General features: G+C 76.5%; 11 protein-coding genes. 7 read left to right on the top strand and 4 right to left on the bottom strand.

Features of this window, described 5'->3' with window-relative positions; all coding sequences use genetic code 11:
* Positions 1 to 12: 12 nt before the first annotated feature.
* Positions 13 to 234 (bottom strand): hypothetical protein, encoded by a 222-nt coding sequence (locus AB2L27_RS03545; protein ID WP_370440087.1) that lies wholly within the window; start codon positions 232 to 234, stop codon positions 13 to 15.
* A 207-nt stretch (positions 235 to 441) separates the two neighbouring features.
* Here AB2L27_RS03545 and AB2L27_RS03540 point away from each other — a divergent pair, with 207 nt between their 5' ends.
* A complete protein-coding gene (locus AB2L27_RS03540; RefSeq protein ID WP_370440086.1) occupies positions 442 to 849 on the top strand; it encodes an ATP-binding protein in 408 nt (135 codons plus the stop codon).
* 12 nt (positions 850 to 861) lie between these two features.
* Here the strand turns inward: AB2L27_RS03540 and AB2L27_RS03535 are convergent, their stop codons facing one another.
* The gene (locus AB2L27_RS03535) at positions 862 to 3,192 is read right to left on the bottom strand and encodes a putative bifunctional diguanylate cyclase/phosphodiesterase (RefSeq protein WP_370440085.1); all 2,331 of its coding nucleotides are present in this window, start codon (positions 3,190 to 3,192) and stop codon (positions 862 to 864) included.
* 299 nt (positions 3,193 to 3,491) lie between these two features.
* Here AB2L27_RS03535 and AB2L27_RS03530 point away from each other — a divergent pair, with 299 nt between their 5' ends.
* The 5 genes from AB2L27_RS03530 (at position 3,492) to AB2L27_RS03510 (ending at position 9,140) form a co-directional block, all read left to right on the top strand.
* Positions 3,492 to 4,400 (top strand): NADP-dependent oxidoreductase, encoded by a 909-nt coding sequence (locus AB2L27_RS03530; RefSeq protein WP_370440084.1) that lies wholly within the window; start codon positions 3,492 to 3,494, stop codon positions 4,398 to 4,400.
* Positions 4,401 to 4,541: 141 nt separating this feature from the next.
* Complete coding sequence (locus tag AB2L27_RS03525) at positions 4,542 to 5,186, top strand: HAD-IA family hydrolase (protein ID WP_370440193.1); 645 nt, start codon at positions 4,542 to 4,544, stop codon at positions 5,184 to 5,186.
* Positions 5,187 to 5,385: 199 nt separating this feature from the next.
* Positions 5,386 to 6,309 carry a 4-hydroxy-tetrahydrodipicolinate synthase gene (gene dapA / locus AB2L27_RS03520; RefSeq protein WP_370440083.1) on the top strand — a complete coding sequence of 308 codons (924 nt, stop codon included), beginning with the start codon at positions 5,386 to 5,388 and terminating at the stop codon, positions 6,307 to 6,309.
* A gap of 55 nt (positions 6,310 to 6,364) precedes the next feature.
* Positions 6,365 to 8,050 (top strand): ribonuclease J, encoded by a 1,686-nt coding sequence (locus tag AB2L27_RS03515; protein WP_370440082.1) that lies wholly within the window; start codon positions 6,365 to 6,367, stop codon positions 8,048 to 8,050.
* A gap of 841 nt (positions 8,051 to 8,891) precedes the next feature.
* Positions 8,892 to 9,140 carry a hypothetical protein gene (locus AB2L27_RS03510; RefSeq protein ID WP_370440081.1) on the top strand — a complete coding sequence of 83 codons (249 nt, stop codon included), beginning with the start codon at positions 8,892 to 8,894 and terminating at the stop codon, positions 9,138 to 9,140.
* A gap of 1,407 nt (positions 9,141 to 10,547) precedes the next feature.
* Here the strand turns inward: AB2L27_RS03510 and AB2L27_RS03505 are convergent.
* A complete protein-coding gene (locus AB2L27_RS03505) occupies positions 10,548 to 10,877 on the bottom strand; it encodes a transposase (protein WP_370440080.1) in 330 nt (109 codons plus the stop codon).
* A gap of 208 nt (positions 10,878 to 11,085) precedes the next feature.
* Here AB2L27_RS03505 and AB2L27_RS03500 point away from each other — a divergent pair, with 208 nt between their 5' ends.
* On the top strand, positions 11,086 to 11,451 hold the full coding sequence (locus AB2L27_RS03500; protein ID WP_370440079.1) for a hypothetical protein: 366 nt from the start codon (positions 11,086 to 11,088) through the stop codon (positions 11,449 to 11,451).
* A gap of 31 nt (positions 11,452 to 11,482) precedes the next feature.
* Here the strand turns inward: AB2L27_RS03500 and AB2L27_RS03495 are convergent, their stop codons facing one another.
* The gene (locus AB2L27_RS03495; protein ID WP_370440078.1) at positions 11,483 to 12,604 is read right to left on the bottom strand and encodes a heparan-alpha-glucosaminide N-acetyltransferase domain-containing protein; all 1,122 of its coding nucleotides are present in this window, start codon (positions 12,602 to 12,604) and stop codon (positions 11,483 to 11,485) included.
* Between the last annotated feature and the right edge of the window lie 77 nt (positions 12,605 to 12,681).

Below are 12,681 nucleotides of genomic sequence, written 5' to 3'. Positions count from 1 at the left end.
CGCCGCCACCCGTCAGGGGCGGGGGCCCGCCCCGGGCGCCGGGGGGTTGAGGGCGTCGGGGTCGGCGTCGGGGTCGGCTCCGGGACCGGTGTCGTCCTCGCGCGCGCCGTCCCCGCTGCCGGTGGCGCGGGTGTCGCGGGGGTTCAGCTGCCCGGGGTCGGCGTCGGGGTCCGTCGCGGCGGGCTGCGGGTCGGGCTGCGGGTCGGGCTGCGGGTCGGGTTGCGGTTCGCTCATGCCCCCACTCTCGGCGACGTCGCGGGCTCGCGCGCTCCGTGCCGTCCCTCGCCCGACGCCCTCGCCCGACGACCCTCCTGGATTGCCCTCCGTGATTGCCCGGTGCCCCCACCTGGGGCACAGTGGAGGACGTCGTCGCCGGGTCCCGTGTCGTCGGCACGCGCTGCAACCCGCCGGCGCGTCGCAGGCGAGCGAGGAGAACCCCCTGTGCCGTCGGACCACCTGACCCTGCCCTCCGAGCCCGGAGCGGTCGCCGTGGCGCGACGGTGGGCCCTGGAGCGGTGCCGGCGCGAGCTGGGCCCGCGGGCGGCCGGGCGCGAGGACGTCTTCGACGCCGTGGAGCTGCTGACCTCCGAGGTCGTGGCCAACGCCGTCGTGCACGGTGCCCCACCCGTGCGGGTCGAGGTCGAGTGCGCCCCCGGCCACGTCACGGTCGCCGTCCACGACGGCAGCCCCGAGCCGCCCCGGGTGCGCGCCCGGGACCTGGACAGCACCGGGGGACGCGGGGTCGCGCTCGTGGACGTGGTGGCCAGCGCCTGGGGTTCGCGCCCCGGCGCCGACGGCCGCGGCAAGGTCACGTGGTTCCGCTGCGAGTGGCCCGCCGGGGACCGCTGACCCCGGTGTCCCTCAGCCCCGCACCGCGGCGCGGGCCGCGATCTGGACCGGCGCCGGGACCGGTGCCGCGCGGTGCGCGGCGAGCCAGGCCCGCAGCTCGCCCACCGGCATGGGCCCGGCGTGCACGAACCCCTGCACGTCGTCGCAGCCCAGCTCCCGCAGCGCCTGCACCGTCGCGGCGTCCTCGGCGCCTTCGGCCACCACCCGCAGCCCGAGCCGGTGGGCCAGGTCGACGGTCGCGCTCACGATCGCGTGCACCCCGGCGTCCCCCAGCAGCCGCTGCGTGAAGGACCGGTCGACCTTCAGCTCCGTGGCCGGCAGGTCGCTGAGGTGGGCCAGGGAGGAGTAGCCCGTCCCGTAGTCGTCGATGCTCAGCCCGAACCCCAGGTGCCGCAGGGTGTGGCACAGGTCCAGCCCGGCGTCCCCGTCCTGCACCAGCGCCGACTCGGTCACCTCCAGGACGAGGGCGTGCGCGGGCAGACCGCCCGCGCGCAGGTCCTCCAGCAGCGGCAGCAGCGCCGGGTCGGGCAGGCAGCTCGCCGACAGGTTGACCGAGACCGACAGGTCCGGCCAGCCCGCCGCGCGCCACCGCACCGCGTCGGCCGCGGCCGTGCGCAGCACGTGGACGGTCAGCGGCCCCGACAGCCCCTCGTCCTGCACGACCTCCAGGAACGCGGCCGGCGACAGCAGCCCGAGGTCGGGGTGGCGCCAGCGCACCAGGGCCTCCACCCCCCGCACGCACCCGTCGGCCAGCGCCACCTGCGGCTGGTAGAAGACCTCCAGCTGCTCCAGGGTCCCCTCGCGCCACAGCCCGTGCAGGTCGTCGGCCAGACCGGCCCGCCGGCGCGCGGACGCGTCGAGGTCGGCGTCGTAGAGCCGGACGCCGGACCGGGTCGCCTTCGCCTGGTACATGGCGGTGTCGGCCCGCCGGAACAGCTCCCCGCCCGCACCCACCCCGCCGGTCACCCCGCCGGTCACCCCGCCGGTCACCCCGCCGGTCACCCCGTCGGTCACCCCGTCGACCAGCCCGTCGACCAGCCCGTCGACCAGCCCGGCCGCCACCCCGACGCTGACGCTCGTGCGCCGCCCGTCGGCACCCGCCGCGCGGCGCAGGACGTGGCCCAGGCCCACGGCCGCCTCCTGCCCCAGGCCGGGGGCCAGGACGGCGAACTCGTCACCGCCCAGCCGGCACAGCAGGACACCGGGCGGGACCGCCGAGGCCAGCCGGGTCGCCACCGCGGCGAGCAGCCGGTCCCCGGCGTGGTGGCCGAAGCGGTCGTTGACCTCCTTGAAGCGGTCGACGTCCAGCACGAGCAGCGCCCGTCCGCGCGCCGGCTCGGCCAGCGCCCGGTCGAAGGCGCGCCGGTTGGCCAGCCCGGTGAGCTCGTCGGTCAGGGCCTCCTGCTGACGGACCGCCAGCAGGGCCAGGTCCCGGATGAGGTGCACGACGCGGAAGCTGACGCCCACGACGGCCGCCGCCGCCCACAGGACCGCCGGCGTCGTCGTCTCCGGCGGCAACCGGGTCGCCACCGCCAGGACCGCCACCCCGGCCAGCAGCACGACGAAGGCCCCCACCGTCACCGACTGCGTCGTGGCCGGCTGGGGCCGGACCGGGCGCACCGGCAGCCGGGCGGCGACCCCCACCCCCAGGGCCAGGACCCCGGCGCCGGGCACGACCCACCCCGGCCGCCCCGTCACGGCCAGCACCTGACCGGCGAGCGCCGCGGTCGTCCCGGCGGCGATGAGCCAGGGCCGCACGTCGGTGAGCAGCGCCGCCATGCCCGCGACGGTGAGCGTGGTGCCCAGGACGACGAACAGGGCCGCCGCACCGACCAGGGCCGGCTGCAGGTCCAGGACCTGCGGCACCGGCACCCCGGCGGCGGCCAGGACCAGGTCGGCCACGGCCACGACCGCCACGATGGCGCTGACGCCGTTGAGCCAGTCACCGGGGTCGGCCGTGCGGGTGCGCGCGCGGTTCCACACGATCAGGCCCCGGTACAGCAGGGCGCAGCCGATCAGGCCCGCGCCGGTCAGCGCGGCCGGGACACCGGCGAGCAGGTCCAGCGCCGACCCGGCCGTCACGACGAGGGCGCCGGCGCGGAACCAGCGCCACACGTCCCGCTCCGCCGCCACCCGCCGGACCCGCTCGTCCAGCACGGCCAGGACGAGCGCGGCGCCCCCGGTCCGCGCGGCGGCCTCGGCGTGCCCGGGCCAGAGCAGGGCCAGCACCCCGAGCACGGCGAGGGCGGCGACGAACGGGCGCGCGGCGGCACCCAGCAGGCGCGCGGACGGGAACGTCGTCGCCGGGGCGGGAGGGGGTCGCTCGACGGTGGGGTCGGCCACGAGGCACCACTTCCAGGCGGTGGAGCGGACACCCGGCCGGTTGCAGGTGGTCAGAGCTGACGAGTGGTGATCGGTACCGGGGCCCCGACGGCGCAGTCCCCGGCCCCGGATTCCCCCGTCCGGGTCAGTCGGCGGTGCCCGGGCCCCGCGGCGCCCAGGCCGCGGGGGCGACGCACGGTGCCCGCTCCGGCACACCGCGGCGGGTGCGCGGGTGCGGACGGCGGACGGCGCGGTCGCGGGTCACCCGACCAGCACAGCACAGGCTTGCCCCGCCCACGCGTTCGGGACAGGCTGCGCGCGTGAGCAGAGAGGTCCGCTTCGAGCGGTGGGGCGGTCCGGACGTCCTGCGCGTCGTCGACGTCCCCACCCGCCAGCCCGGACCGGGGGAGGTCCAGGTCACCGTCCGCGCCTCGGGCGTGACGGCCGGGGAGTCCGCCGCCCGCGAGGGGGCGCTGGCCGAGCTGTACCCGCGGGCCTTCCCGGCGGCCACGGGCTCGGAGTTCGCCGGGGTCGTCACCGGCACCGGCGCCGGCGTGAGCCGCGTCGACGTCGGGGACGAGGTGCTCGGCTTCAGCTCGGCCCAGGGCGGTCACGCCGACGTCGTCGTGGTCCCGGAGGGCTCCCTGGTCGCCAAGCCCGCGGGCGTGTCCTGGGAGGTCGCCGGCGCCCTGTACGTGGCGGGCGTGACGGCCTGGACGTGCGTGGAGTCCACCGGCGTGCGCGACGGCGACGTCGTCCTCGTCGTCGGCGCGGCCTCCGACGTCGGCACCCTCGTCGTCCAGCTCGCCCGGTTGTGCGGGGCCGGGGTCGTCGGCGTCGCCGACGCCGTGCACCACGACTGGCTGCACGCCCACGGCGCGGACGCGGTCGAACCCGCCGACGCCGGTGCCCTGGCCCGGGCCGTGCACGAGCGGGCCGGCCGGGTCGACGTGCTCGTGGACACCACCGGCGCCGACGTGGAGCACCTCGCCGAGGCGCTCGCGGTCCGCGCCGAGCGGTGCGTGGCCACGCTGCCGCTGGAGGCCGACCTGGAGTTCGGGCCGGCGGGCCCGGCGCGGGCGCAGGTGCTGGCCGAGCTCGTCGACCTCGTCGCGACCGAGCGGCTGCACGTGCCGATCGCCCAGGCGTTCGCGCTCACCGACGTCGTGGAGGCCTTCACCACCGCCGAGCGCCCGCACCGGCGGGGCCGGATCGTCCTGCTGCCCTGACCCGCCCCGGTCCGCCCCGCCCCGCCGCCCGTCCCGCCGCCCCGTCCGGCACGGGGAGCGGGTCGTAGGGTGCCGCGGGTGGAGACCCGTCCTGCCGCCGACCCGCCCCCCGCGACCGGGGGCACCGCGCCCGAGCGTGTCCTGGAGCGCACCTTCGCCGCCGTCCTGTTCGACATGGACGGCACGCTGGTCGACTCCACCCGCGCCATCGAGCGGTGCTGGACGACGTGGGCGGTGGAGCACGGGGTCAGCGGCGAGGCCCTGCTGCGGGCCCACGGGCACGGCCGCCCGGCCCCGGAGATCGTCGCCGACCTCGTCGGCCCCGAGGCCGCCGCCGCGGCCGCGGCGCGCATCCTGGAGCTGGAGGTGGGCGACGTCGACGGCGTCGTGCAGCTGCCGGGCGTGGGCGACCTGCTGGCCGGGCTGCCCCCGCGCCGGTGGGCCCTCGTCACGTCGTGCTCGGCGCCGCTGGCCGACGCCCGCCGGCACGCCGCCGGGCTGGCCGAGCCGTCCGTGCTCGTCACCTTCGACGACGTCGTGCGGGGCAAACCGGCCCCGGACTGCTTCCTGCTGGGCGCGCAGCGGCTGGGCCTGGACCCGGCCGACTGCCTCGTCGTGGAGGACGCCCCCGCCGGGCTGGCCGCGGCGCGGGCGGCCGGGTGCGCGACCCTCGCCGTCCGCACGACCCACCCCGAGGGCCCGCTGGACGCCGACCTCGTCGTCCCGCTGCTGTCGGCGGTGCGGGTGCGCGAGGAGGGCGAGGGGCTGCGGGTCGTCCTGGTCTGAGCCCGGCGCTGTAACGCGGACGGGCCCGGCCCCGATGACCACCTCAGGACCCGGTCGCTGCCCGGACCCCCGAGCGGGCAGCGACCGGGTCCGCCCACGTCAGTCCACGTCCGCCCACGTCCGTCCACCTCGGCACGCCCCGCCCCGCGCGGCGCGAGCGGTGGGCCGGTGGCCGCGCCCGTCGCGGTAACCTCGGCCCATGCCGACCGCCACCGCAGCACAGCCTCCCCGTCCGTTCGGGACGGTGCTGAGCGCGATGGTCACCCCCTTCCGGCCCGACGGCTCCCTGGACCTGGCCGCCGCGGGCGCGCTGGCCGGGCACCTCGTCGACACCGGCCACGACGGCCTCGTCGTCAGCGGCACCACGGGGGAGTCGCCCACCACCTCCGACCAGGAGAAGGACGCGCTGCTGCGCACGGTCCTGGACGCCGTGGGGGACCGGGCCACCGTCGTCGCCGGTGTGGGCACCAACGACACCCGGCACACCGTGGAGCTGGCCCGCGCCGCCGAGAAGGCGGGCGCGCACGGCCTGCTCGTGGTGACGCCCTACTACAACAAGCCCCCGCAGGCCGCGGTCCTGGCCCACTTCGAGACGGTCGCCGACGCCACCGGCCTGCCGGTGATGCTCTACGACATCCCCGGCCGCTCGGGGGTGCCGATCGCGACCGAGACCCTGGTCCGGGCCGCCGAGCACCACCGGATCGTCGCCGTCAAGGACGCCAAGAGCGACCTGTACGGCACCTCGCAGGTGCTGGCCCGCACCGACCTGGCCTACTACTCCGGTGAGGACGCGCTCAACCTGCCGCTGCTGGCCCTCGGCGGGTCCGGCATCGTCTCCGTGGTCAGCCACGTCGCCGGCCGCGAGTACGCCCGCATGATCGCCGCCGTCGACGCCGGTGACCTGCTCACGGCGCGCCGCCTGAACGCCCAGCTGCTGCCCGCCGTCCGCGGGATCATGACGCGCACCCAGGGCGCCGTGGCCGTCAAGGCCGCGCTCGAGGCGACCGGTGTCCTGGCCGGGCGCACCGTGCGCCAGCCGCTGCTGGCCGCGACCGCCCAGGAGGTCGAGGCCGTCCGCGCCGACCTGGAGCTGGCCGGGCTGACCGCGGCCCCCGGCGCCTGAAGAACCCCGCCCCACCCGACCGACCGTCGCGGCCCCGCGCCGCAGGAGGAGCCGCATGAGCCACCCCCACCCCGAACTGACGTCCCCGCCGCCGCTGCCGAAGGGCGCCTTGCGCGTCTACGGCCTCGGTGGCCTGGGCGAGGTCGGGCGCAACATGACCGTCCTGGAGCACGAGGGCAAGCTCCTCGTCGTCGACTGCGGTGTCCTGTTCCCCGAGGACCACCAGCCCGGTGTCGACCTGATCCTGCCCGACTTCGGGCCCATCGCCGACCGCCTCGACGACATCGTCGCGCTCGTGCTGACGCACGGGCACGAGGACCACATCGGGGCCGTCCCGTACCTGCTGAAGCTGCGCCCGGACATCCCCCTGCTGGGGTCCCAGCTCACGCTGGCCCTCATCGAGGCCAAGCTCAAGGAACACCGCATCAAGCCGTACACGCACGCGGTGCGCGAGGGGCAGAAGGAACAGCTCGGGCCGTTCGAGTGCGAGTTCATCGCGGTGAACCACTCGATCCCCGACGCCCTGGCCGTCGCGATCCGCACGGCGGCCGGGCTCGTCCTGCACACCGGCGACTTCAAGATGGACCAGTTGCCGCTGGACGACCGGATCACCGACCTCAACGCGTTCGCCCGCCTCGGTGACGAGGGCGTGGACCTGTTCTGCGTCGACTCCACCAACGCCGAGGTGCCCGGGTTCACCGCCCCCGAGCGCGACATCGGCCCGGTGCTGGAGCAGTTGTTCGGCCGCGCCGAGAAGCGCATCATCGTCGCCTCGTTCGCCTCGCACGTGCACCGGGTGCAGCAGGTGCTCAACGCCGCGGACGCGCACGGGCGCAAGGTCGCCCTCGTGGGCCGCTCGATGGTCCGCAACATGGGCATCGCGGCGGACCTGGGGTACCTGACGGTCCCGAAGAACCTGCTCATCGACCTCAAGCAGGTCGACGACCTGCCCGAGGACCGCGTCGTGCTCATGTGCACCGGGTCGCAGGGCGAGCCCATGGCGGCCCTGTCGCGCATGGCCAACCGCGACCACCGCATCGCGATCGACGCGGGGGACACGGTGATCCTGGCCTCCTCCCTCATCCCGGGCAACGAGAACTCGGTGTACCGGGTCGTCAACGGCCTGGCCCGCCTCGGGGCGACGGTCGTGCACCAGCAGAGCGCGAAGATCCACGTCTCCGGGCACGCCAGCGCCGGGGAACTCCTCTACTGCTACAACATCCTCAAGCCCCGCAACGTCATGCCGGTGCACGGTGAGTACCGCCACCTGCTGGCCAACGCGGAACTGGCCGTCAAGACGGGCGTTCCGCGCGAGCGCGTCGTCATCGCCGAGGACGGCGTCGTCGTCGACCTCGTCGAGGGGAGGGCGAGCATCGTCGGGGCCGTCCCCGTCGGCTACGTCTACGTCGACGGGTCCAGCGTCGGGGAGATCACCGAGGCCGACCTCAAGGACCGCCGCATCCTCGGCGAGGAGGGGTTCATCTCCATCTTCGTCGCGGTCGACTCGGTCACCGGCAAGGTCGTCTCGGGCCCGGAGTTCAACGCCCGCGGGTTCATCGGCGACGGCGACGACCGGTTCAACGCCATCCGCAAGCGCGTGGAGAACGCGCTCAACGAGGCGTCCACCGGCCCGGTGGACACCTACCAGTTGCAACAGATCGTCCGGCGCACCGTGGGGACCTGGGTGTCCCAGACCCACCGCCGCCGGCCGATGATCGTGCCGGTCGTCGTCACCGCCTGACGCCCGCACTCCCCGGCGCAGCCGCCTCCCGCTCGTGGGGGGCGGTTGCGCCGCCGCGCTGCGCGGGGTGGTGGCCGGGGGCGGCGCCGACCTCCCTGCCCCGCGTCTGCGGAATCGTGTCGGTAGGACTACGGTCTGCGACCACGGGTGCTAGGTTCACGCCGTGCAGACGCTTCGTCGTGCCCGGTCGGAGGCTGCCTACTCCCCACGGCACTCCACGGGAGGTCTCCTCGGGTCCCGCCCCGCCCGTGTCGTGGCCGCCGGGTTGACCGTCTCCCTCGGCGTGCTCGGGGGAGTCGCGCTGGTCGGCGGGACCGACCACGCGCCGGGTGCTGCCGTGGGTCCGGCGGCGGCACCCGCACCGTCCGCCCTGCCGGCCCTCACCCCGCCGGCCCTCGCCTCGCCCCTGATCGCCCCGCCGGCCGTCGTCCCGCCCGCGCCCGTGACGTCGACACCGGTGACCCCGCCGTCCCCGGCCCTCGCGCCGGCGCACGACGCCCCCGCCGCCGGGGCCGGGGTGACGTCCTCCCGCCCGCTGGTCGACCCCGCGGGCCGGGGGCCCGCCACCGTGACGCCGAGCGCGCGACCGGCCCCGCCGCGCCCCGCCCCGCCCCGTCCTGCCCCGCCCAGTCCTGCCCCGATCAGTCCCGCCGCGCCCAGTCCTGCGCCGGCCAGTCCCGCGCCGGCCAGTCCCGCGCCGCCGCAGCCCGAGCCGCCGGTTCCGGGTCCTGCGCCGCGCCTGAGCCCCGCCCCGGTCCCCCCGCCGCCCGCGGCTGGTGGGCGGGAGCTGCTGTCCGGCACCGTCGAGCTGCCCGCCGGGATCGACCCGCCCACCGGTTCGGTGACCGTCCACGTCCCGTGGCCCGACCCGGTGACGGTGACGGGGGAGGTCTCGGCCCCCGCGCCGGGGGAGGTCCGCATCGAGGTCCGGGTCACCGGGCCCGGTGCGGACGGTCCCCACGACGGGGACGGGTCCGCGGCGGGGCGGCACGTGGCCGCCACCTCCGGTGACGCGGACCCCGCTGCGGCGGGCGAGGCGCCGGGGCTGCTGGAGCGCGTGGCCCGCCACCGGTCTACCGCCACCCCCTGACAGGTGGGAACCCCGAACCCCCGAACGTCCGAACCCCCCGGGCGCCGGTGCGGCGGGTGGTGGAGCGACGCGGGCGGCTCACCGCGTGCGGCGCGGCAGGTGCCGGACGAGGTCGCCCCGGGAACCGTCGTCGTCCGCGCGAGTCGCCGCGGTCCGGGCCCGGTCGCACCCGGGGCTCACTCCCCGTGCGGAACTCCGCTGCACCGGTGCGCACTCAGCCCCGGTGCGGGTGGTCGACCCGTGCCGGCGGGTCACGTGGTCACGACGGTCATCGACGGACTCCTCAGCCCCGCCCCACCGCCGTCCGTCCCCGTCGGTGTCCGGGCGAGGGGGCTGGGCGGTTCTCCTGTCAAGGCCCGGGTTTCACGGAGGGTGTGGAGCAACACCCAGGCGGCGGTGACCTCCGCGCTGGCCGTGATCTCGAACTGGGCCTGGAACTCGACCGGCGGGACCATGCCGAGTTCGCCGTGCAGCCGGCGGGTGCCGTACCACTCGACGTAGCCGGCGACGGCCCGCTCGACGTCGTCCAGACCCCGCCGAGAGCCCCGCGGCCGGGTAGGTGCGGGTTGCGGGTGCACTCGGCCTCGAACAACGGGTTGAACGCCTCGGCCATCGCGTTGTCGTAGGAGTCACCGGTGGAGCCGACCGAGGCGACGGCGCCCTCGGCGGCCAGGTTCTCGGGTGTGGCGCATCGCGACGTGGTGAGACCCTTCGTCCGAGTGGTGCTTCAACCCGGCCAGGTCCGCCCCCTCGCGGCGACGAATCCAGAACGCCATCTGCGCGGCGTCCAAGGCCAGTTCGGTGCGCAGACGGTCAGCGGTGACACCCGGGGCTGCCACCCGAGGATGCGGCGGGTGCAGACGTCCTGGACGAACGCGGCGCACACCCACCCTGAGCAGGTGCGGATGGGGGTGGGGGCACCTCCCAGCGCCCTGGCGCCGGGAGGACGTCGGCGACCCGGAGGCGGTCGGGGAGTTCGGCGGTGAAGTCGCGTTCGACCAGGTCCGGTCGGTTGTCGGCCGGGCCAGAAACCGTGGTCCGGGGTGGTTCGCCGCCTCGGCGCAGCCCGTGCAGGCCGGTGACTTCCGTGAGTCGTTCGACGGCGCAGCGGGCGATCCGGGCCGCGGACTGACCGGCTGGGGCCTAGGCGGCGCGCTGCCGGTCGATCGCCGCGTCCAGCTTCCGGGCGTCGTAGACCCGCAGGTTGTCCTGGTGGACCTGGTCGATCTCGATCAACGCCGCCTGGTCGGACACCGCTCGCGCTGATGGTGGTCTGCTGCGGGCGGCGTAGTAGGTGCTCGGCGCGACCTGCAGTTCCCGGCAGACGCCGCTGCCAGCGGCAGCTCCCAGGCTCGACGCCGAGCTCGTCCTCGTTGGCGTCGATGAACTCGACGATCTCCTGGCTGGTCAGCGGGTGGGGCGGTCGAGCTCTACCGAGAGGAGAGCCGACGCCCGGCGAAGGATCTCATCCGCGCGGCGCAGCTCGCGCACTTCCTTCTCCAGCTCGGCCGGGCGAGCGGTGTCATCGGTGCTCGTCCCGGGCCGGTCGACGGCATCGACCTCGGCTTGGACGACCCAGTTGCGCAGTGTTCCGGGGTTGGTGCCGAGGTGGTCCTCGATCCGTCCCGAGGCCCCGGTGCGGGTGGCGGGGTCGCGGCGGGCGTCCAGCGCCAGTCGGATCGCGCGCTCACGCAGTTCGTCGGGGTACTTCCTGGAAGCAGCCACGGAGACCACCACCCTCTCCAGGGTGTTGCTCGGAGGTCTCCAGCAAACCCGGGCCTTGACAGGGAGACGACGGCCCTGCGGGCGGTCCTCGACGGGGCCGTTGACCGGTTCAGCCCCGAGGAGCTGCGCATCGTCGCGGGCCTGGCCGAACGCCTCGCCCGGCGCCTGCCCGGCCCCGACGTCACCCGTGAGCAACTGCGCGACGGCAGCTGGTGGACCGGTGCGCGCCCTCGTCGTCGTCGTCGACCTGGAACCGCTCGCCATGAGCTCGCAGGACCCGCTGGCGCCACTGCGGGACCTGCTCGCCGTCGCGGGCGACGTCGGGCTCCACCTCGTCGTGGCCCGCACCTCCGGGGGAGCGGCCGCCGCCCTCCTGCACGGCTTCCCGCGCCACCTGCGCGAGGTCGGCGCCCCCGCCCTGCTCCTGTCCGGACCCGCCGAGGAGGGGACCGTCGTGCACGGGGCACGGTTCGAGCACCGCGTCCCGGGTCGGGCCCAGTGGGTGACCCGGCGCAGCGGCCGGGACGGGGAGGTGCTGCAGATCGCCTCGGGGGAGTGGGCGCACGCGGGGGACCCGGGCCGGTGACCGGCTGACACCGGCCCACCCGGTGCCGGCGTCACCGGCGCAGCGGTCTGGCCGCCCGGCCGGCGAGCGCGCTCACGACGTCCTCCAGCGGACCCCGCCCCAGCGTCAGGCGCCACAGCGTCGCCGCCGCGCACGCCACGAGGACGTGCAGGGCCAGCAGTCGCAGGGAGTGGTCCGTCGTCCCGGCCAGCGCCAGCACGTGCCCGGTGTAGACCGTCAGCGGCATGCTGCCCAGGGCGGCCACCGGGGCGAGGAACCGCGTCAGGACCGTCGGCAGCAGGCAGGCACCCCCGATGACGAGCAGACCGGTCCCGGCCGTGTGCAGCAGGTCGAACGGCGTCCCGGAGTGCGGCGCGACGACGGCCAGCCACCACCACGAGTCCGTCGGGACGGTGCCGTGGAAGTCCGTGCCGGCCGGTCCGGGCACCCCCGTGAGCGGCCGCAGCACCGCCGCACCCCCGCCGGGTCCCAGCAGCGCGCCGCTGCCGAGCCACCCGAGCGCGGCCAGCACGGCCCCGGCCCCCAGCACCCGCAGCGCCCCGGCGCCGGTGCGCAGGTCCACCCGCGACAGGGCCAGACCCAGCACGAGGTACCCCGCCCAGCCCACGACCGGGTAGTACCCCGTCAGCGTGAGCGTCTCCAGCAGCTCCGCCGGCCGCACCAGCCACGCCAGCGTGGGCTGCTCGAACTGCGGGCCCAGGTCCGCCGCGCGGCGCACCGCGAACGACAGCAGCGGGGCCAGCGCCAGCCACCCCACCCCCAGGACCGCCAGCCGGCGGGCGGGCCACCACAGGAACGGCAGCACGACGACGAAGGCCACCCCGTAGTAGGGCAGGATCACCGCGACCCGGCTGCCGACGTCCACCAGCAGCAGCCCGACGAGGGCCACGAGCAGTCCCCGGACGGCGACCGAGGCCCGGCCCGCGGCGCGGTCGCGCTCGTCACGGCGGGTGGACAGCCCCAGGGAGACCCCCGCCAGCACGGCGAACAACCCCGAGGCGCGGCCGTGGGCCAGGGAGTGCAGGACCCCCGCGGTCCCCGGCGCCTCCTCCCCGGGCAGGACGTGGACGGCCATCATCCCCACGACCGCGACGGCGCGGGCCAGGTCGATGCCGACGAGACGGCCACGGTCGGCGGTGGTCAGCGGGGGCACGCGGTCAGTCTGTCGGTCCGGGCCCGGCCCGTCCCGGCCGGTCCGGCGGGGAGCCTGCGGCGTGTCGGCGGCGGTGC

This window comes from Kineococcus halophytocola (assembly GCF_041276425.1).
Lineage (GTDB): Bacteria > Actinomycetota > Actinomycetes > Actinomycetales > Kineococcaceae > Kineococcus > Kineococcus halophytocola.
The sequence above is the reverse complement of the archived record's forward strand: the minus strand, read 5'-3'. Positions and strand labels throughout refer to the sequence as shown.